Annotated in this window: 22 protein-coding genes and 1 tRNA gene; 15 read left to right on the top strand and 8 right to left on the bottom strand. The window is 68.6% G+C overall.

The annotated features are described in order from the left end of the window. Nucleotides 1-8: 8 nt before the first annotated feature. A complete protein-coding gene (locus J7E45_RS16670; protein ID WP_046013003.1) occupies nucleotides 9-275 on the top strand; it encodes a DUF3039 domain-containing protein in 267 nt (88 codons plus the stop codon). A gap of 2 nt (nucleotides 276-277) precedes the next feature. On the opposite strand, the gene J7E45_RS16665 is transcribed toward J7E45_RS16670, so the two are convergent. Then, the gene (locus J7E45_RS16665; RefSeq protein WP_215070796.1) at nucleotides 278-1,603 is read right to left on the bottom strand and encodes a nicotinate phosphoribosyltransferase; all 1,326 of its coding nucleotides are present in this window, start codon (nucleotides 1,601-1,603) and stop codon (nucleotides 278-280) included. 63 nt (nucleotides 1,604-1,666) lie between these two features. Here J7E45_RS16665 and murI point away from each other — a divergent pair, with 63 nt between their 5' ends. The 4 genes from murI to J7E45_RS16645 all read left to right on the top strand — a co-directional run bounded on the left by murI (nucleotide 1,667) and on the right by J7E45_RS16645 (nucleotide 4,911). Further along, nucleotides 1,667-2,497 carry a glutamate racemase gene (murI, locus tag J7E45_RS16660; RefSeq protein WP_091030299.1) on the top strand — a complete coding sequence of 277 codons (831 nt, stop codon included), beginning with the start codon at nucleotides 1,667-1,669 and terminating at the stop codon, nucleotides 2,495-2,497. 53 nt (nucleotides 2,498-2,550) lie between these two features. Continuing rightward, a complete protein-coding gene (gene rph / locus J7E45_RS16655) occupies nucleotides 2,551-3,288 on the top strand; it encodes a ribonuclease PH (protein WP_215070793.1) in 738 nt (245 codons plus the stop codon). A 2-nt stretch (nucleotides 3,289-3,290) separates the two neighbouring features. Then, nucleotides 3,291-3,884, top strand: coding sequence for an RdgB/HAM1 family non-canonical purine NTP pyrophosphatase (gene rdgB / locus J7E45_RS16650; RefSeq protein ID WP_091030495.1), 594 nt, complete (start codon nucleotides 3,291-3,293; stop codon nucleotides 3,882-3,884). A 106-nt stretch (nucleotides 3,885-3,990) separates the two neighbouring features. After that, nucleotides 3,991-4,911, top strand: a complete 921-nt coding sequence (locus J7E45_RS16645; RefSeq protein ID WP_091030308.1) for a cation diffusion facilitator family transporter — start codon at nucleotides 3,991-3,993, stop codon at nucleotides 4,909-4,911. 20 nt (nucleotides 4,912-4,931) lie between these two features. On the opposite strand, the gene ligD is transcribed toward J7E45_RS16645, so the two are convergent. Further along, a complete protein-coding gene (gene ligD, locus J7E45_RS16640) occupies nucleotides 4,932-6,902 on the bottom strand; it encodes a non-homologous end-joining DNA ligase (protein ID WP_215070790.1) in 1,971 nt (656 codons plus the stop codon). A 58-nt stretch (nucleotides 6,903-6,960) separates the two neighbouring features. Between ligD and J7E45_RS16635 the strand changes: the two genes are divergently transcribed. Next, nucleotides 6,961-7,770, top strand: coding sequence for a Ku protein (locus J7E45_RS16635; protein ID WP_029262512.1), 810 nt, complete (start codon nucleotides 6,961-6,963; stop codon nucleotides 7,768-7,770). Between the two features lie 32 nt (nucleotides 7,771-7,802). Here J7E45_RS16635 and J7E45_RS16630 read toward each other — a convergent pair whose 3' ends face one another. The 3 genes from J7E45_RS16630 to J7E45_RS16620 form a co-directional block, all read right to left on the bottom strand. Then, on the bottom strand, nucleotides 7,803-8,567 hold the full coding sequence (locus J7E45_RS16630) for a DedA family protein (RefSeq protein WP_029262511.1): 765 nt from the start codon (nucleotides 8,565-8,567) through the stop codon (nucleotides 7,803-7,805). Nucleotides 8,568-8,663: 96 nt separating this feature from the next. Beyond that, nucleotides 8,664-8,745 (bottom strand) — tRNA-Leu (locus J7E45_RS16625). Nucleotides 8,746-8,830: 85 nt separating this feature from the next. Continuing rightward, nucleotides 8,831-9,046, bottom strand: coding sequence for a hypothetical protein (locus J7E45_RS16620; protein WP_140403302.1), 216 nt, complete (start codon nucleotides 9,044-9,046; stop codon nucleotides 8,831-8,833). 189 nt (nucleotides 9,047-9,235) lie between these two features. On the opposite strand from J7E45_RS16620, the gene J7E45_RS16615 reads away from it, so the two are divergent. The 8 genes from J7E45_RS16615 to J7E45_RS18000 are packed head-to-tail and all read left to right on the top strand — an operon-like array spanning nucleotide 9,236 to nucleotide 13,655. Then, the gene (locus J7E45_RS16615) at nucleotides 9,236-9,718 is read left to right on the top strand and encodes a hypothetical protein (RefSeq protein ID WP_308162168.1); all 483 of its coding nucleotides are present in this window, start codon (nucleotides 9,236-9,238) and stop codon (nucleotides 9,716-9,718) included. After that, nucleotides 9,634-10,338, top strand: a complete 705-nt coding sequence (locus tag J7E45_RS16610; RefSeq protein ID WP_215070785.1) for a CpaF family protein — start codon at nucleotides 9,634-9,636, stop codon at nucleotides 10,336-10,338. The genes J7E45_RS16615 and J7E45_RS16610 overlap by 85 nt, the downstream gene beginning before the upstream one ends. After that, nucleotides 10,335-11,192, top strand: a complete 858-nt coding sequence (locus J7E45_RS16605) for a type II secretion system F family protein (RefSeq protein WP_215070781.1) — start codon at nucleotides 10,335-10,337, stop codon at nucleotides 11,190-11,192. Before J7E45_RS16610 ends, J7E45_RS16605 begins: the two co-directional genes overlap by 4 nt. Continuing rightward, on the top strand, nucleotides 11,189-12,127 hold the full coding sequence (locus J7E45_RS16600) for a type II secretion system F family protein (RefSeq protein ID WP_215070779.1): 939 nt from the start codon (nucleotides 11,189-11,191) through the stop codon (nucleotides 12,125-12,127). The genes J7E45_RS16605 and J7E45_RS16600 overlap by 4 nt, the downstream gene beginning before the upstream one ends. A gap of 33 nt (nucleotides 12,128-12,160) precedes the next feature. Then, on the top strand, nucleotides 12,161-12,391 hold the full coding sequence (locus J7E45_RS16595; RefSeq protein ID WP_215070776.1) for a hypothetical protein: 231 nt from the start codon (nucleotides 12,161-12,163) through the stop codon (nucleotides 12,389-12,391). Nucleotide 12,392: 1 nt separating this feature from the next. Next, a complete protein-coding gene (locus J7E45_RS16590) occupies nucleotides 12,393-12,794 on the top strand; it encodes a TadE family protein (RefSeq protein ID WP_215070773.1) in 402 nt (133 codons plus the stop codon). Continuing rightward, a complete protein-coding gene (locus J7E45_RS18005) occupies nucleotides 12,784-13,218 on the top strand; it encodes a TadE family protein (RefSeq protein ID WP_308162167.1) in 435 nt (144 codons plus the stop codon). The genes J7E45_RS16590 and J7E45_RS18005 overlap by 11 nt, the downstream gene beginning before the upstream one ends. Beyond that, a complete protein-coding gene (locus J7E45_RS18000) occupies nucleotides 13,215-13,655 on the top strand; it encodes a pilus assembly protein TadG-related protein (protein ID WP_308162166.1) in 441 nt (146 codons plus the stop codon). The genes J7E45_RS18005 and J7E45_RS18000 overlap by 4 nt, the downstream gene beginning before the upstream one ends. Before the next feature lie 13 nt (nucleotides 13,656-13,668). On the opposite strand, the gene J7E45_RS16580 is transcribed toward J7E45_RS18000, so the two are convergent. Continuing rightward, entirely contained in the window at nucleotides 13,669-14,229 is a 561-nt protein-coding gene (locus J7E45_RS16580; protein WP_215070769.1) for an NUDIX hydrolase, read from the bottom strand. Further along, nucleotides 14,226-15,485, bottom strand: a complete 1,260-nt coding sequence (locus J7E45_RS16575; RefSeq protein WP_091030350.1) for an MFS transporter — start codon at nucleotides 15,483-15,485, stop codon at nucleotides 14,226-14,228. The genes J7E45_RS16580 and J7E45_RS16575 overlap by 4 nt, the downstream gene beginning before the upstream one ends. A 118-nt stretch (nucleotides 15,486-15,603) precedes the next feature. On the opposite strand from J7E45_RS16575, the gene prfB reads away from it, so the two are divergent. Further along, nucleotides 15,604-16,713, top strand: a complete 1,110-nt coding sequence (gene prfB, locus J7E45_RS16570; protein ID WP_215070767.1) for a peptide chain release factor 2 — start codon at nucleotides 15,604-15,606, stop codon at nucleotides 16,711-16,713. Between the two features lie 50 nt (nucleotides 16,714-16,763). On the opposite strand, the gene J7E45_RS16565 is transcribed toward prfB, so the two are convergent. Beyond that, on the bottom strand, nucleotides 16,764-17,720 hold the full coding sequence (locus tag J7E45_RS16565) for a DUF2510 domain-containing protein (protein ID WP_215070765.1): 957 nt from the start codon (nucleotides 17,718-17,720) through the stop codon (nucleotides 16,764-16,766). Nucleotides 17,721-17,742 lie beyond the last annotated feature (22 nt).

Raw genomic sequence — 17,742 nt, 5'->3', positions numbered from 1 at the left:
CTCTCGGGATGAGTACTCCGCTGGACAGCCCCGATCAGGGCGGCGTGGCAACGCTTGATCGCGAACTGGAAGAGCTCCTCCGCGAGGAGAATCTCGAGCCGGGCGACCACGAGCGCTTCTCGCATTACGTGAAGAAGGACAAGATCCTCGAGTCCGCGATCACCGGGAAACCGGTGCGGGCGCTGTGCGGCAAGAAGTGGACGCCGGGTCGCGACCCGGAGAAGTTCCCGATCTGCCCCACGTGCAAGGAGATCTACGAGTCGATGATCAGCTGACGTCAGTCGGCTTCGACGTACACGGTGGGAATCGCCGGGTCGGACTTGCTGAGCGCGAGAGCGCGCACCGGCAGTTCCTCGCGCACGCGCAGGTGGTGCGCTCGCGCGGCCGCCGTCCCCGCCGCCCCCTCGTGGGCGGTGTCGATGTCTCCCGCCTCGACGAAGGTCACCTGAAGCGAACGGCCATCGGGGTGCTCGTCGGGCGTGTCGAGCTCCTCGAAGCCGTCGGAGACGACGACTGTCTCTGCGGTCGCGACGCCGTCGACCAGCGTGCGGAACGCGGCCTTGCGGCCGCCGTAAGACGCCTTGTCGGCAGATGCCTTCGCGACGCCGATCCATGAGCCGTCGGCATCCTGCCGTGCGACGAGCTTGTAGACCATGCTCGCTGTCGGGTAACCGGAGCCGGTCACCACGGAGGTGCCGACGCCGTAGGCATCGACCGGTGAGGCGGCGAGGGCTGCGATGGCGTACTCGTCGAGGTCGCTGGTCACGGTGATGCGCGTGTGGGCGGCCCCGAGCTCGTCCAGCTGCGTGCGCACATCGGCGGCGACGGTCGGAAGGTCGCCGGAATCGATGCGCACGCCGCCGAGCCGGGTGCCGGCGACGCGGATCGCCGTCTCGACGCCCGTGCGGATGTCGTATGTGTCGACGAGCAGTGTGGTGTCGGTGCCCATGCTCTCCACCTGGGCGCGGAACGCCTCCTCCTCGGAGTCGTGCAGCAGCGTCCACGAGTGGGCGGCCGTGCCCATCGTGGGGATGCCCCAGCTCCGACCGGCTTCCAGGTTGCTCGTGGCGCCGAACCCCGCGATGTAGGCGGCGCGCGCTGCGGCCACGGCCGAGCGCTCGGCCGCGCGGCGTGAGCCCATCTCGGCCAGCGGACGCTCGCCCGCCGCGATGCTCATCCGGGCGGCGGCGGTCGCGACGGCTGAATCGTGGTTGAGCACGCTGAGCGCCAGGGTCTCCAGGACCACGGCATCGGCGAACGTTCCCTCGACGGTGAGTATGGGCGAGCCCGGGAAGTACAGCTCACCCTCACGGTAACCGCGGATCGATCCCGTGAATCGGTAGGCCTCCAGGTGCTTCAGCGACGCCGCATCCACGACCTGCGCATCGCGGAGGAAGCGCAGTTCGTCCTCTCCGAAGCGGAAGTCGCGCAGCAGTCCGAGAAGACGGCCAGTTCCGGCGACCACGCCGAACCGGCGTCCTCCGGACAATCGTCGGGAGAACAGTTCGAAGACGCTGGGACGGAAGGCCGTCCCATCCCGAAGGGAAGCGGCGAGCATCGTGAGCTCGTAGCGGTCGGTGAGCAGCGCCGTCGACGTGGTCATGCGCTCAGCTTACTGAGCGTGCTGATGCGCGGGTCGGGCCGCGCGCGGGTAGGCTGGGGAGTCATGAACGACGCGCCGATCGGGATCTTCGACTCCGGTGTCGGCGGGCTCACGGTGGCGCGGGCCATCCGCGCCCAGCTGCCCCGAGAGTCGTTCGTCTACATCGGCGACACCGCGCACTCCCCGTACGGCCCCAAGCCGATCGCCGACGTCCGCCGGTACTCCCTCGAGGTGCTCGACACACTGGTCGACCAGGGTGTGAAGATGCTCGTGATCGCCTGCAACACCGCGTCGTCGGCGATGCTCCGTGACGCGCGCGAGAGATACGAGATCCCCGTCGTCGAGGTCATCGGGCCCGCCGTGCGCCGAGCGGTGTCCACGACGCGCAACGGACGAGTCGGCGTCATCGGCACGGTGGGCACGATCGGATCCCGCGCCTATCAGGACATGCTCGAGGTGAACGAGAGGCTTCAGGTCTTCACCGCGGCCTGCCCGCGGTTCGTCGAATTCGTCGAAGCGGGGATCACGGGGACTCCCGAGGTCCTCGCGGTCGCCGAGGAGTACCTCGCCCCGCTGCGGAACGCGGACGTCGACACACTGGTGCTCGGATGCACGCACTATCCCTTTCTGCGCGGTGCCATCAGCTACGTCATGGGCGAGGGCGTCACCCTCGTCTCCAGCGATGATGAGACCGCCGGTGATGTGTACCGCCAGCTGGTCAGAGGCGACCTCCTGGCATCGCCCGATGCGACAGCGACCTACGTCTACGAGGCCACCGGCGCCTCGGCCGATGAATTCACGGCACTGGCCAACCGACTCATGGGTCGCGAGGTCCGGGACGTGCAGCTCGTGCAGACCGGCGTCATCACCCTTCCTGACATCGCCTTCGAGTAAGGCCTCTTCGAATCGTCCGCTCGATTCGTCTCCACCCCGACCGAGAGAAGCACATGTCCGAAATCGTCCGCGTCGACGGCCGTTCCACCGATCAGCTGCGAGAGATCACCATCGAGCGCAACTGGAGCGCGCACGCCGAGGGGTCCGCCCTGATCAGCTTCGGTGGCACGAAGGTGCTGTGCACGGCATCCTTCACCAACGGCGTCCCACGCTGGCTCACCGGCAAGGGCAAGGGATGGGTGACGGCCGAATACTCGATGCTTCCCCGCGCCACCAACAGCCGCAACGACCGCGAGAGCGTCAAGGGCCGCATCGGCGGTCGCACCCACGAGATCTCCCGCCTCATCGGCCGTGCGCTGCGCGCCGTCGTCGACACGAAGGCACTCGGCGAGAACACGATCGTGATCGATTGCGATGTGCTGCAGGCCGACGGTGGCACTCGCACCGCTGCCATCACGGGTGCCTATGTGGCGCTGGCCGACGCGATCGAGTGGGGTCGGGAGAAGAAGTTCATCGGTAAGAACTCCACGCCACTCCTCGACTCCGTCGCCGCCGTATCGGTGGGGATCATCGACGGCGAACCCATGCTCGATCTGGCATACACCGAGGATGTCCGCGCCGAGACCGACATGAACGTCGTGGTCACCGGGCGCGGGCTCTTCATCGAGGTGCAGGGCACCGCCGAGGGAGCGCCGTTCGACAAGCGCGAACTCGATGCGCTGCTCGAGCTCGGCGTGGCCGGCTGCGAGGATCTGAAGGGCAAGCAGCTCGCCGCGCTGGCGGGGGAGTGACGATGCAGGTCGTCCTCGCGACCCACAACGCCCACAAGGTCGCGGAGTTCCAGCAGATCGTGGCGCAGGCGCGCCCTGATCTCGAGGTCGTCGCCTACGACGGCCCCGAGCCGGTCGAAGACGGCGTCACCTTCGCCGAGAACGCACTCATCAAGGCGCGCGCCGCTGCTGCCCATACCGGACTCGCGGCCCTGGCCGACGACTCCGGGATCTGCGTCGACGTGCTCGGCGGTGCACCCGGGGTCTTCTCCGCCTACTGGGCCGGACAGCAGAAGGATGCCGCGGCGAATCTCGAGCTCCTGCTCGACCAGCTGCGGGATATCGCCGACCCGCACCGGGCCGCACACTTCACCTCGACGATCGCCCTCGTCCTGCCGGATGGGCAGGAGCACGTCGTGGAGGGCCGATGGCCGGGGCGCCTCGCGCACGCAGCGTCCGGGGAAGGCGGCTTCGGCTACGACCCGATCTTCATCCCGGACGGGCAGCCGGAGGGGCAGGAACGGACCGTGGGCGGCTTCTCCGCGGACGAGAAGCAGTCGCAGTCGCATCGGGCCCGCGCCTTCGCGGAACTGCTGCCGCTGCTCGGCGCGCTCTGACGTCGGACGGTCCTTCAGCGAACCGCAGATGACGGTGAGAATCGTTACCCTTCCCGACTAGTCGGAACCGGGCTTCCGGCCCGGTTTCCCGGTCTAGCCTGGGGGCATGCACGATCACGCACCCGCCGCCGGCGGCATCCGTTCAGCCAGCAGTCGACGCCTGTTGGCGATCTCGCTGTCGCTCACCGCGACCGTGATGGTCGTGCAGGTCATCGGCGCGATCCTGACCGGGTCGCTCGCCCTGCTCGCGGATGCCGCGCACATGTTCACGGATGCATCCGCCCTCGTGATCGCTCTGATCGCGGCGACGGTGGCCGCACGCCCGGCCGACGACCGACGCACCTTCGGCTATCAGCGCGCCGAGGTGTTCGGGGCGCTGATCAACGCCGTGATCCTGATCGCCCTGGCGACCTGGGTCGCCGTCGAGGGAATCGGGCGGCTCGTGAACCCGGGCGAGGTCGAGGTCGCCGGCGGGCTCATGCTGGTCGTCGCCGTGGTGGGCCTGTTCGCGAACGCCATCTCGATGTGGCTGCTGAGCCGCGCGCAGCGGACGAGCATCAACGTACGCGGCGCGTATCTCGAGGTGATGGGCGACCTGATCGGATCGGCGGCTGTCATCGTCGCGGCGATCGTCATCCTCCTCACCGGATGGATGCCGGCGGACGCCATCGCCTCGCTCTTCATCGCCGCGATGATCATCCCGCGGGCGATCACGCTCCTGCGCGAGGTCTTCTCGGTCCTCGCCGAGTCCGCGCCGAAGGGGACGGCCGTCAGTGACATCCGGACTCACCTGCTCGGCTACGCGGGTGTCATCGGCGTGCATGACGTCCACGTCTGGCAGCTGACCCGAGGCGCCCCGGTCTTCACGGCCCACGTGAGCGTCGATCCGCAGTTGCTCGCCGACGGACGGTCGACGCAACTGCTCTCCGACATGCAGGCGTGTCTTGCCGATCACTTCGATGTCGCGCACTCGACGTTCCAGATCGAGCCGGCCGAGCAGTCCGACTGCGAACCGCATCACGCCTGAGCCGTCGTGACGAGCGGTGGTCAGACCTCCACGACGATGTCGTCCGGCTCTTTGTCCGGGCGCAGCCCCCGCCACCGCGCGTGACGGAGCACTCCGTCCGGGGTCCAGTTCGCGAACTCCACCTCGCCGACGAGCTCAGGGCGCACCCAGAGCGCATCGGACGCATCGGGGGACGGCACGCCATCGAGGGGAGCGGTCTTCACGCGCAGAGGTTCGAGGCGAGTGAGAAGGTCGCGCAGGATGCGGTCGGTGAACCCGGAGCCCACGCGGCCGACGTAGCGGAGCCGAATCGATCCATCGACGCCGCGCGCCGGTTCGGGCACCGCCAGCAGCAGAGAGCCGAGGGTGCTCTCCCTGTCGCCTCTTCCCGGGCGGATGCCGACGATCACGGCCTCCTGCATTCGGGTGTGCTTGAGCTTCAGCCATGACGGGCTTCGTTGCCCCGGGCGGTAGCGGGACTGCGGATCCTTGACCACGACCCCCTCGAGACCGAACTCCCGGCTCGCGGCCAGGGCGGCATCGACGTCGTCGAAGATCGGCGGGAGCTGGACGGGAGCATCGAGATCGGCGATCACGTCCTCGAGCAGTGTGCGCCGTTCCCGCAGCGGCATGCCGGTGAGGTCATGACCGTCGAGCCGCAGCAGATCGAACAGCATGTAGACGATCGGCGTCCGGATGACCTCGCGCTCGATCTCGCGCGGTCGCGTGAGATGCATGCGGTTCTGCAACAGCGAGAAGCTCGGCCGGCCGTGGGCGTCGAACGCCACGATCTCTCCATCCACGACGGCGTCCGCGACCGGGAGGAACGGCGCCCCGTCGGCTGACAGCTCGGGGTAGCGGGCCGTGATGTCGGTGCCGCGACGCGCGTGCAGCCGCATCCGCCCGTCCGCCCACGTGCCCATCGCGCGGATGCCGTCCCATTTCACCTCGACCCAGGAGGGGGCGCTCAGCGCGCGCGCGACCCCGGGGGTGCCGTTCTCCGCGAGCATCGGTGCGAGCGTGGCGGCGGTGCCGTCGGTCGCCGGGATCGGCTCGCTCCGCGGATGGCGCGACGGTCGACGCGGCGATACCGTCGCTGCGGGCGGCGGCGTCGATTCGACGGCGAGAGGCCGAAGGCTCGCGAGGGGGTCGGTGCCGGAAGCTGCCCTGGCCAGTACCTGATCGAAGTCGAGCTGCGCCAGGGCGGGGTCGTCGAGTTCGTCCCAGGTGCGAGGGGCAGCGACCCAGGGCCGTGCGCGGCCACGGAGGGAGTACGGCGAGATGGTCGTCTTCTTGCCGTTGTTCTGACTCCAGTCGAGGAAGACCTTGCCCCCGCGCACCGCCTTCGACATGACGCTGGTGGCGAGGTCGGGGTGATCGTTCTCGATCAGGCGCGCGAGCTCTTTCACGACGGCGGAGATCTCGTCGCTGGTCTGCTCGCCCGGAAGGGCCGCATAGAGGTGGATGCCCTTGCTCCCGCTCGTGACGGGGAACGGATCGAGGCCCATGGCGGTCAGGATGACGCGGGCGAACCGGGCGATCTCCGCGCACTGCGCGAGGCCCACGCCGGGTCCCGGATCGAGGTCGAGGACCAGTCGGTCCGGACGACCGGGCAGACCCTCCGACGTGAAGCGCCATTGCGGCACGTGCAGCTCGATCGCCGCGACCTGGGCGAGCCACACCAGGGTGGGCACGTCTTCGACGAGCGGATAGTCCTTCGGTCCATCGGAGTGCTGGATCGCCTGCCGCGGAATCCACTCGGGTGCCCCGGGTTCGAGCTGCTTCGTGAAGAACGCATCGGCCGGAGCATCCTCCGTCCCGACGCCCTCCACCCAGCGCTTGCGCGTGACCGGTCGCCCGTCCAGGAGGGGGAGCAGAAGGGGAGCGATGGCGCTGTAGTAGGCGATGACCTCGCCCTTGGTGGTGCCGGTCTCGGGATAGACGACCTTGTCGAGGTTGGTCACGCGCAGACGACGGCCGTCGACCTGCACGACCTGCCCCTGTCCGACCATGCAGCCAGCGTAGTCAAGGGTCTGGCCGCGACGGCGTCGGCTGGTGTTCACTGGTCACATGAGAACGATCTGGAAGGGCGCGCTGACGTTCGGCCTCGTGAATGTGCCGGTCAAGGTGTACTCCGCGACCGAGGACCACGACGTGCCGCTGCATCAGGTGCACGAGAAGGACGGCGGGCGCATCCGCTACCAGCGCACCTGCGAGGTGTGTGGCGAGACCGTGGCCTACGCCGACATCGACCGCGCCTATGTCGAGGAGGGGCAGACCGTCGTGCTCACCAAGGACGACCTCGCCGCCCTCCCTGCGGAGAAGAGCCGGGAGATCGACGTGGTCGAGTTCGTCCCGTCCGACCAGGTCGATCTGCTCACGCTCGACAAGCCGTACTACCTCGAACCGGACTCGAAGTCTCCCAAGGCGTACGTGCTGCTGCGGAAGACCCTGGAACAGACCGACCGCACCGCGATCGTGCGGTTCACGCTGCGGCAGAAGACGAGGCTGGCGGCGCTCCGTGTGCGGGGCAAGGTGCTCGTGCTGCAGACGCTCCTGTGGGCCGACGAGGTGCGCGAAGCCGAGTTCCCCGCGCTGGACGAGGACGTCCGGATCTCGAAGAAGGAACTGGAGCTCTCGGCATCCCTCGTCGACAGCTACTCGGCCGATTTCGACCCCGAGGAGTTCGTCGACGAGTACCAGAAGGAATTGCGCACCCTCATCGACGCGAAGATCGAGGCGGGCGACACGTTCGACGTGGCCGAGACCTTCGGCGAAGCCGAGAAGGCGGCCGAGGGCGGCGAGGTCATCGACCTGATGGAGGCCCTCCGTGCCAGCGTTGCGCGCACCAAAGAGGAGCGCGCCAAGAACGCGGGCTGAGAGATCGGCTCCGCGGTGGCGGCGCCGGGTTCTCAGTGCTTGCCGTCGCCGTCCAGGTCGGGCGCGCGGTCGAACACGTCGGCGTCGAGAACGAGTTCCTGCGCCTCTTCGGCATCGGTCACGACGTCTTCACCGGCGGCCGCGGCCTTCTTCGCCTTGTGGCGCTCGGAGAAGTAGTGCCAGAGGGTCACCAGCGCGGTGCCGCCGACCGCGATCAGCAGGATCACGTCGATGTACTCGACGACGAGATCGCGCACCCACGGGATGTACGCGATCAGGTAGCCGACCATCGTGAGGCCGAAGCCCCAGATCATGGCGCCGATGAAGTTGTACAGCGAGTATCGACGCCACGGCATGTGTCCGACGCCCGCTGCGACCGGGGCGAAGGTGCGCACGATCGGGACGAAGCGCGCCAGGATGACCGTGAGACCGCCGAAGCGCTCGAAGAACGCGTTCGTCCGCTCCACGTTCTTCTTGCTGAAGAGCCCCGATTCCTTGCGCTCGAAGATCGCTGGGCCGCCCTTGTGGCCGATCAGATAGCCGACTTCGCCGCCGATGAACGCCGAGAGGGCGATCAGGAGCGAGACGACCCAGATGTTCACGCCGAACACGTTGCTGGTGTGCGTGAGCAGGCCCGCGATGATGAGCAGCGTGTCGCCGGGAAGCAGGAACCCGACCAGCAGACCGGTCTCGGCGAAGATGATGAAGCACACGACGAGAAGTGCCCACGGCCCGGCCGCGCCGATGATCGTCTGGGGGTCGAGCCAGGGGATGAGGGCGGTCGGCGCGTGCAGCATGGTTTCGAGCACTGGGGGAGTCCCGTCGGTCGTGATTGGTCGGCGGTAGAACAGAGCGATGTCGTGGCGGCCTGAGATGGCTGCCGTCGTCTCTCGTGCGGAAGGTGGGACTTGAACCCACACGCCCTGGGGCACAGGAACCTAAATCCTGCGTGTCTGCCAATTCCACCACTCCCGCGCGGTGGAATCAGTCTAGTGATCGCTGAATCCGCGTGTCTGGGGATCAGCCCGCAGTTCGCCCCCGCCGACCGAAGGGCCGCGCGTCACGCTTGAGGAGTCGAGGGCGGGATGCCGGGCTCCGACGGGTTCGGCGCGAGAGGTTCTTCGGGGTTGGGGGCCAGCGGCTCCTGGGGGTTCGGCGCCAGCGGCTCTTGAGGGTTCGGGGCCAGTGGCTCTTCCGGGTTCGGGGCGAGCGGCTCATCGGGGAAGAGCGGAGAGGGCTCGTCGGGGTTAGACGGGGACGGAGTGGTGTCGGTCATGTCGGTGTCCTTTCGCTGAGATCACGGCTTGTTCCCGCGAGTTCAGCAGCGCGACGGCTCGGTGTCTGCTCCCTTGCGCAGCGGTGACGGATGTGGTGGGGGTCGCGGTGAGGCGGCGCTCGCGCCGGTCCGCACGACGGCTGTGGATAACTTCGGACCCGCCTGGCGGATTGTTGCGAGGATGCCGGGGTGAGTCATCCTTCCGCCCTCGTCGCCGAACGCGTGCGGATGCGTCTCCGGTCCGAGGGGGTCGACCCCACCGTCGATCCGGACTCGGCCTGGCGGATCACTCACGCGGAGGTGCGTCGTCATGACGACCATGCCCTGGCGCGTGGGGAGGCCCTGATCGAGGATGAGGCGGCCTGCGTCCGCGAGGTGCTGGCATCCCTCAGTGGATTCGGGGCGCTGCAGCCCCTGCTGGACGATCCCGAAGTCGAGGAGATCTGGCTGAACGGCACCGGGCATGTGCACGTGGCTCGCGAAGGCGTAGCCGAACGAACTCCGTTGCGCCTCGGTGAGATCGCGGTGCGTGACCTCGTCGAACGGATGCTGCAGTCGACCGGACGACGCGTCGATCGCGTCTGCACGTGGCCATCGCCGATGTCGTGCGCGGTTCGTGGGCTGTCAACATCCGCAAGTTCCTACCGAAATACCGGTCTCTTGAGGCATTGACGCTTCAGGGCATGATGCCCGCCACCATCGCGGAGACCTTGAGGGGCGCGATGCACGACGGTCGCAGTGTGATCGTCTCCGGAGCGACGCATGCCGGCAAAACGACCGTGCTCGGGGCGCTGCTGGACTCGTGCGCCGGGTCGCAGCGCATCGTGACGGTCGAGGAGACGTTCGAGCTGGCTGTCGACGGCCCGGACCTCGTCGCGCTCCAGGGGCGTCAGGCCAGCCTGGAGGGCACCGGCGAGATCACCCTGCGCCGCCTGGTCAAGGAGGCATTGCGCATGCGACCCGATCGGTTGGTCGTCGGCGAGGTGCGCGATGCCGAAGCTCTCGATCTGGTGCTCGCACTCAACACCGGCGTTCCCGGCGCCTGTACCGTCCACGCGAACTCCGCCACGGAGGCGCTCGAGAAGCTGAGCATCCTGCCGTTGCTGGCCGGCCGCAACATCGATCGCGGATTCATCGCACCCGCGCTCGCGGGCTCGGTCGACCTCGTGGTGCACTGCGTGCGCGACCGCGCGGGGGAGCGGCGCGTGCAGGAGATCGTCGCCCCCACCGGCGCCGTCGAAGACGGACGCATCCTCACCACCCGGATCTATCACGCCGAGGTCGCGTCGTGACGTTCCTCCTCGGGGCCGTTCTCGCGGCCGGAGTGCTCCTGTGTGCGTCGCCGTGGCTGTGGCCGCCGAGGCCGGACGCGATCCCGACGGCCCCCAGGTCGCGCCTGATCCGGCTGAACGCCGAGGCCGGGTTCGACAGTCTCTCGGCGCGAGCGCTCATCGCCGTGATCGTCGCCGCCGGGCTCATCGGCGCCTCCACGGCGTGGTTGCTGACGGGGCTCCCCGTGCTGGTGCTGCTCGCCGCCTCGGCGGGAGCCACAGCGCCGATCATGTTCCTGCGGGGAAGACGACTGCGCCTGCGACGCCTGCGTCGGCAGCTTTGGCCCGACGTGTGCGATCTTCTGATCGCGTCGATCCGCGTCGGACTCTCCCTCCCCGATGCCGTGGCGAGCCTGGCCGAGTCCGCGCCCACGATGCTGCGGCCCGCGTTCGGCGTGTTCGCCAGAGACCTGCAAGCGAGCGGTCGATTCGAGACGAGCCTCGATCGGCTGAAGTCGTCGTTGGCGGACCCGATCGGCGATCGCATCGTCGAGACCCTGCGGATGGCGCGTCAGGTCGGCGGCACCGAGCTGGTCGGGGTGCTCCGCGCGCTCTCCGCGTCCGTGCGGGCGGATGCCGCCCTGCGGGGAGAGGTCGAGGCGCGGCAGTCGTGGATTCGCGGCGCGGCCGTGCTCGGCGCGATCGCACCGTGGGTCATCCTCGCGCTGCTGGTCATGCGACCGGAAGGCGCCTCGGCGTATGGCACACCCGAAGGCGTGATCGTCATCTGCGTCGGTGCGGGGGTCTCGGTCATCGCCTTCCAGATCATGGTCCGGATCGGGCGGCTCCCGGAACCTCGGCGGTGGTTCGGGTGAGCGGGTTCTCTGCGCTCGCCTGTGCCGTGCTCGTCGGTGGGGGCTTCGCCGCCGGGGTACTGAGCATCCTCTCCGGCCTCCCGCGCTGGAGGGCCGCTTCACTGACCGTGCGGATCGGTCCCTACGTTCGAGACGTGGTTCCGGATCAGGACCTTCCGCGGGGAGTCCTCCCGCTCGCGGGCACCCTGCCCGCGAGCGCCCGAACGTTGTGGGGCGGGCTGCGGGAAGCCTTCGAGCGCATGCTCGGAGGCGGAGAGTCACTTCGGCAGCGGCTCTCCCAGGCCGGTGTTTCGATGGAGCCGGCGACGTTTCGCGGTAGGCAGTTGGGCTGGGCGCTCGCCGGCATCGGTGCGGGCGCCGTCGTCTTGATCGTGCTCGCCCTCACCGGACGACTGTCCGTCCCCACGGGTGTCATGCCATTGCTGTGCGGCGCGGCCGCCGCGGCCGCGTACGACCTGCAGCTGTCGGCGCGGGCCAAAGCGCGCCGTGCCCGCCTCACCGATGAGCTTCCGACGACTCTGGAGTTCCTGGCCCTGTGCCTTTCGGCCGGCGAGGGCTTCCTCGATGCCCTGCGCCGTGTGGCCGCTGTCGGCTCCGGCGAGCTGACCGGCGAGCTCCGCCGGGTCGTGCTCGCGGTCGGCACCGGGTCGCCGCTGTCCGATGCGCTGGGCGAGATGGCGAGACGCCTCGACCTAACCGCGCTGTCGCGCGCCGTCGATCAGGTGATCGCCGCCCTCGAGCACGGTGCGCCACTCGCCGCGGTGTTGCATGCGCAGGCAGGAGACGCGCGGGAAGACGCGAAACGCACGCTGATCGAGCAGGCGGGACGCAAGGAGATCCTGATGCTGCTGCCGCTCGTCTTCCTCATCCTTCCGCTGTCGGTGTTGTTCGCCGTCTACCCGGGACTCTTCATCCTCCGACTCGGTATCGGCTGATCAGCCATGATGATCGGCCATGAAAGGACGACCATGTTTCCACCTTCACAGGACACCCGTCACCGACAGGGCACCCCGCGACGCTGGTGGCGCTCTGCCGCGAGCCGCGTCGACGCGTTCGCCCGCGACGAGACCGGAGACGTACCCGGCTGGGTGCTCGTCACATTGATGACCGCCGGATTGGTCGTCTTGATCTGGGCTGTCGCCGGTCCCGCGCTGACCGCCCTGTTCGAGCAGGCCATTCAGCGCGTCTCCGGGCTCTGACATGCGCTTCGCGCGGGCACTGGTCGACGAACGCGGATCCAGCCCTGTCGAGTTCCTCCTGGTCGGCACGCTCCTCACCGCGCTGACGCTCGGAGTCCTCCAGCTCGCGCTCGCCGTGTACGTGCGCAACGTCGTCCACGACGCTGCCGTGGAGGGCGCGTATCACGCGGCCCTCGCCGACACGACGCATGAGGAGGGGATCGAGCGCACCCAGGAGGTCATCACCCGGGCGATCGGTGCGTCGTATGCCGAGGACGTCCGGATCGGCTCCTCGGGCGCCCAGGGTCAGGAGACCGTCGACGTTCGAGTGCGCTCGACCTTCCCCCTGCTCGGATTGATCGGCGTACCTTTCGCGATGGAGGTGGAGGCGCATGCACCGGTGGAGGTGTTCGGTGATCGATGACGCCGGTTCCGCGGCGCTCGAGTTCATCACCGTCGGCGTGATCCTGCTGGTGCCGCTGATCTACCTCGTCGTCGCACTGGGAACGATTCAGGAGCAGATGCTCGGCGCGGAGGCGGCCTCACGCCACATCGCCCGCGCTATCGCGCAGGCCCCCGACGTCGCGTCGGCAGCGAAGCGCGGCGACCTCGTGCTCGCCGAGGTGATCGAGGAATACGGGCTCGATGCCGGCGCGGTCGACCTCACGCTGTCATGTCGCCCGACCGGCACCGACTGCCCCTCGGCCGGAGCGACGATCATCGTCACCGTCTCGACGCGAGCGCGGCTGCCCCTGGTGCCCGAGATCCTCGCCCTGGACCGATCCACCGCGGTGCCGGTGCAAGCGCAGTCCGTGCAGAAGATGTCGAGGCTGTGGGGCTCGGAGTGAGCGGGAATCGTGCTCCGGCAGTACGGGCGATCGGCGGGGACGATGACGGCAGCGCGCTTCCGTTGATCCTCGGTTACGTACTCCTCGCCCTGGTGGTGATCTTCGTGTGCGTCTGCGCCACCGACCTCTATCTCGCGCAGAAGCGACTGGATGCTCTCGCCGACTCCGCCGCGCTCGCCGGGGCGGACGGGTTCACCGTGCAGGCGATCGATGGTGAGGTTCGCGCCGAGCTGACGGATGCCGCGGTGACGGAGCAGGCGGCGGCGTTGGTAGGCGCGCTGCCGGGCGAGGCTTCCCTCGTCGCGGCCGGCACGCCGGACGGGGTCTCGGCGCGGGTGACCGTGGCGGCAGCGTGGCGCCCGCCCCTGCTTTCGCCGTTCGTGCCCGAGGGCATCCAGCTGGAGGCGACCGCGACGAGTCGCACCGCGCTGCGTTGACGAGCGGGTCGGTTCACCGCGGATCGCGCAGCTGTGCGAGCAGCCCTTCGAGTCGGGGTGCGAGCTGCGGCGGCACTGCGGCAGGCAGGGCGTCGACCGGCCACCAACGCACGTCTTCCGACTCGTCACTCACAGTGAGCGCTGCATCGCGATCGACCACGACGGCGATCCCGATGTCCAGGTGCGAGGCGCAGGCGCCGAAGCGGGAAGACAACCCATGGTGGTCGAGGTCATACGCGAGGGGAGCGGCCGGCGACTCCGTCACGATGCCCGTCTCCTCGCGCAGCTCCCGCAGTGCTGCGCTCACGACCGAGTCATCGCCGTCCTCCACGTGACCACCCGGCTGCACCCAGAATTGTCCCTTGCGATGGAAGACGAGCAGCGTGTGCTCGAGCGAAGCGTCGAAGACCACGCAGGAGGCGGTCAGATGATCCGGGCCTGCCTCGCGATGTACCGGCCCACCGTCGGCGCCGAAGAATGAGGCGAAGTCGGCCTGCGCGGCGCGGTCTCGTTCCGAGTGGGGCCTGAAGGTCGAGACCAGGCGGTGCGCGTCTGCCTCCAGAGCCGGGATCATTCTTGTTCCCCCTCAGACGAGTCGTCGCCGGACGCCGGTCGCTCCCGCGGCACGAACATCGGGATCCAGCGCAGGAACCCGGCCGCGCCGACGAGACCGACCACGCCCATGGCGGCTGCGGCGAACGGGAGTGCCGCGACGGCCGTGATGGCCGAGACGAGCAGGGGAGCGATCGCTCCGCCGGCATCCGTCAGCGTGCGCCAGGATCCGAGGAATGCTGCAGGTTCCCGCGTCGGGGCGACATCTGCCCCCAGCGTCAGCAGGATGCCGCTGGAGAGTCCGTTGCCGACGCCCAGCACCGCCGCGAACATCCCGAACCACAGCACCGCCGCATCGAGATCGTGCGTGAACGACAGGGCGAGGAAGCCGGCACCCATCAGCACCATCGCGGGCATCGCCGCCCACAGCCGCCCGAAGCGGTCCATCACCTGGCCGCTCGCGTAGAACAGCGCGAAGTCGATAGCCCCGGAGACGCCGACCACGAGGGCGATCGTCGAAGCGTCCAGGCCCAGCGAGAGGCCCCACAGGGGGAGCACGACCTGCCGTGCCGATCGCACGGCGGAGAGTGAGGCGGCGGCCAGTCCGAGTCGTCCGAGCACCGCGCGCTGGCGCCACATGGTCTGGAAGATCCCCGCGCGTTCGATGGTCGGGATCGATCCGCTCACGGCCTCGCCGGAGTCTTCCAGATAGCGGTCGTGAGTGGTCGTCGGGACAGGAGGGATCATCTTCTCCGGATCGGGACCGAACAGGACCAGGACGACCATGACCACGAGGCAGCCGAGGAAGAACCAGATCGCGGCACTCTCGCTGCCGAAGAGCTGCAGGAGCCCGGCAGCGACGAACGGGCCGATGAAGATGCCGAGCCGGAAGCTGCCGCCCAGCAGCGAGAGGGAGCGCGCACGGAAGGCGACCGGTACGCGGGTGGTCATGAAGGCATGACGGGCGAGGCCGAAGGCCGCCGCACAGATGCCGAGCAGGAAGACCGACGCCGCCAGCACGCCGAGCGACGGCGCGAACACCATCCCGACCCCCGCGATGATCGCGATCACACCGGCGATCACCATCGTGTACCGCTCGCCGATCCTGCCCACCGCCCATCCCGCAGGAAGGTTGCCGCACAGCTGGCCGATCACGAGCGCGGACGCCACGAGCGCGGCGAACGCCACGTCGGCGCCCATGGATGCCGCCAACACCGGGATGAGCGGGATCACGGCGCCCTCGCCGAGCGCGAACAGGACCGTCGGCAGGTACACCATGGGCCCGAACTGTCGAAGGACCGCTGACGCACTGCTCACGACTTCACGGTACTCCGGCTGATCAGCGGCCGAAGACGACGTCCCCGCGCAGGCAGGCGGCACGTTAGGCTGAGGTGTCATGCTCGAACTAGATCTCTCCGCCGAAATCCAGGCGCTCAGGCACACCTTCGGCGACATCAGCGAGGTCGTCGATGTCTCCCGTCTCCGCGACGACATCGCGCGTCTCAGCGAGGAGGCCGGCGCCCCCGACCTCTGGGACGACACCGAGAACGCGCAGAAGGTGACCAGCGCACTCAGCCACCGTCAGTCCGAGCTCGCCCGCATCACCGGCATCGCGCAGCGTCTCGACGACCTCGAGGTGCTCATCGGCCTCGCGAACGAGATGGGGGACGAGGAGTCCGCGCAGGAGGCCCGTACCGAACTCGCCTCGCTCACCGACCTGATCAACCAGCTCGAGGTGCAGACGCTGCTCGACGGCGAGTACGACGAGAGGAGCGCGATCATCACGATCCGCTCCGGCGCGGGCGGCGACGACGCCACAGACTTCGCAGAGATGCTGATGCGCATGTACCTGCGCTGGGCCGAGCGGCACAAGTACCCGGTCAAGGTCATGGACACCTCCTACGCGGAGGGCGCGGGCATCAAGTCGGCGACGTTCGAGATCGACGCGCCCTACGCGTTCGGCACCATCTCGGTCGAGGCCGGCACACACCGTCTGGCCCGCATCAGCCCGTTCGGATCCGCCGACAAGCGCCAGACGTCGTTCGCCGCGGTCGAGGTCATCCCGCTGATGGAGGAAGCGACCGAGGTCGACATCCCCGAGAACGACATCCGCGTCGATGTGTTCCGCTCTTCCGGCCCCGGCGGTCAGTCGGTCAACACGACCGACTCCGCTGTGCGCCTGACGCACCTTCCGACCGGCATCGTCGTGTCGATGCAGAACGAGAAGTCGCAGATCCAGAACCGTGCCGCCGCCATGCGCGTGCTGCAGACCCGCCTGCTGCTGCAGCAGAAGGAACAGGAAGCAGCGAAGAAGAAGGAGCTGGCGGGCAACATCACCGCGAGCTGGGGCGACCAGATGCGCTCGTACTTCCTCTACGGCCAGCAGCTGGTGAAAGATCTGCGCACCGGCCAGGAGTCGGGCAACCCTGCCGCCGTGTTCGACGGAGACCTGGATGACTTCATCTCCGCAGGCATCCGCTGGCGCAAGCGCAAGATCGAAGACTGAATCCATGAAGAAGGCCCCGGATCGCTCCGGGGCCTTCTTCATGTGGATCGTCAGTACCTCGCGCCCTCGAGGGTGCCGGTCACGTCTTCATGGCTGAAGAGGATGCACTGGACCGTGCGGTCGTCCGCGCGAGCCCAGGATGTCTCCGTCGGCTGATAGTTGTAGAAATCCAGCACCGAATCTTCGTAGGCGACCCCGACGTACGCGTCGAAATGAGACGCGCAGCCGTCCCATGCCGCTTCCTCGAGAGCGTCGTCGCCGGGGAAGTCCTCGCCGTCGAGCTCGAAGATGAAGTACACCTCATCCGTGTGCGGCTGATCGCACGGGACGACGGGCAGCTCGTAGATCTGCCCCGTGTCTCCGTAGTCGACGAAAGGCAGGCAGTCGCCGACCTCGAGCTCGGCGAAGGGCACCATCTCGGCGCCCTCGATCGACGAAGGGTCCGTGAGCCCCTCAGCGCTCGCGGCGTCGTCGGCCGGGACCGAGACGGTCGCGACCAGCAGCAGCGACACGGCGAGCGCCAGGAGCGCTCCGATCGCCGCCACCGACAGACCCGTGATCCCCGGCCACTTGCGGCCACGCAGGAACAGGGAGACGAGCGACAGCACGAATCCGACGCCGAGAAGCGCCCAGCCGACGATCGAGATCACCGGGATGCAGGCGCACACGACGCCGAGGACCACCACGGCGAGACCGATGACTCCGAGCACGGAGACGCCGGGCGCGGGCGGCTGCGGTGCCGGCGCACCCCACACCCCGCCGGGTGCTCCGACGGAATCGGGCGCGATCGCCTGTGCGGTCGATGCCCCCGACGATGGCAGTGCGTACGGCGGAGCGAACGGCGCGATGTCCGGAGAGCGCAGCTCGGATGCGACCGGCTCGACCGAAACTCGTTCGGGGGCCGCCGGCGCACCGTCAGTGGTCCGTACGTGCGCGGTCCACTGCGTGCCATCCCACCACCGCAGGCTGCCGGATCCGTCGTCGTACCAGCCGGCAGGCGTCGTCATCGGATGGTCCCGCTCGTCAGAC

The organism is Microbacterium sp. ISL-59 (assembly GCF_018613945.1).
In the GTDB taxonomy this organism is placed as follows: domain Bacteria; phylum Actinomycetota; class Actinomycetes; order Actinomycetales; family Microbacteriaceae; genus Microbacterium; species Microbacterium oxydans_B.
This window is presented reverse-complemented; position numbering and strand designations above follow the sequence as displayed.

Coding starts and splice junctions, on each gene's coding strand:
- J7E45_RS16670 (WP_046013003.1), top strand. CDS start 9: ATGAGTACTCCGCTGGACAGCCCCGATCAGGGCGGCGTGGCAACGCTT.
- J7E45_RS16665 (WP_215070796.1), bottom strand. CDS start 1,603: ATGACCACGTCGACGGCGCTGCTCACCGACCGCTACGAGCTCACGATG.
- murI (WP_091030299.1), top strand. CDS start 1,667: ATGAACGACGCGCCGATCGGGATCTTCGACTCCGGTGTCGGCGGGCTC.
- rph (WP_215070793.1), top strand. CDS start 2,551: ATGTCCGAAATCGTCCGCGTCGACGGCCGTTCCACCGATCAGCTGCGA.
- rdgB (WP_091030495.1), top strand. CDS start 3,291: ATGCAGGTCGTCCTCGCGACCCACAACGCCCACAAGGTCGCGGAGTTC.
- J7E45_RS16645 (WP_091030308.1), top strand. CDS start 3,991: ATGCACGATCACGCACCCGCCGCCGGCGGCATCCGTTCAGCCAGCAGT.
- ligD (WP_215070790.1), bottom strand. CDS start 6,902: ATGGTCGGACAGGGGCAGGTCGTGCAGGTCGACGGCCGTCGTCTGCGC.
- J7E45_RS16635 (WP_029262512.1), top strand. CDS start 6,961: ATGAGAACGATCTGGAAGGGCGCGCTGACGTTCGGCCTCGTGAATGTG.
- J7E45_RS16630 (WP_029262511.1), bottom strand. CDS start 8,567: ATGCTGCACGCGCCGACCGCCCTCATCCCCTGGCTCGACCCCCAGACG.
- J7E45_RS16620 (WP_140403302.1), bottom strand. CDS start 9,046: ATGACCGACACCACTCCGTCCCCGTCTAACCCCGACGAGCCCTCTCCG.
- J7E45_RS16595 (WP_215070776.1), top strand. CDS start 12,161: ATGTTTCCACCTTCACAGGACACCCGTCACCGACAGGGCACCCCGCGA.
- J7E45_RS16590 (WP_215070773.1), top strand. CDS start 12,393: ATGCGCTTCGCGCGGGCACTGGTCGACGAACGCGGATCCAGCCCTGTC.
- J7E45_RS16580 (WP_215070769.1), bottom strand. CDS start 14,229: ATGATCCCGGCTCTGGAGGCAGACGCGCACCGCCTGGTCTCGACCTTC.
- J7E45_RS16575 (WP_091030350.1), bottom strand. CDS start 15,485: ATGGTGTACCTGCCGACGGTCCTGTTCGCGCTCGGCGAGGGCGCCGTG.
- prfB (WP_215070767.1), top strand. CDS start 15,604: ATGCTCGAACTAGATCTCTCCGCCGAAATCCAGGCGCTCAGGCACACC.
- J7E45_RS16565 (WP_215070765.1), bottom strand. CDS start 17,720: ATGACGACGCCTGCCGGCTGGTACGACGACGGATCCGGCAGCCTGCGG.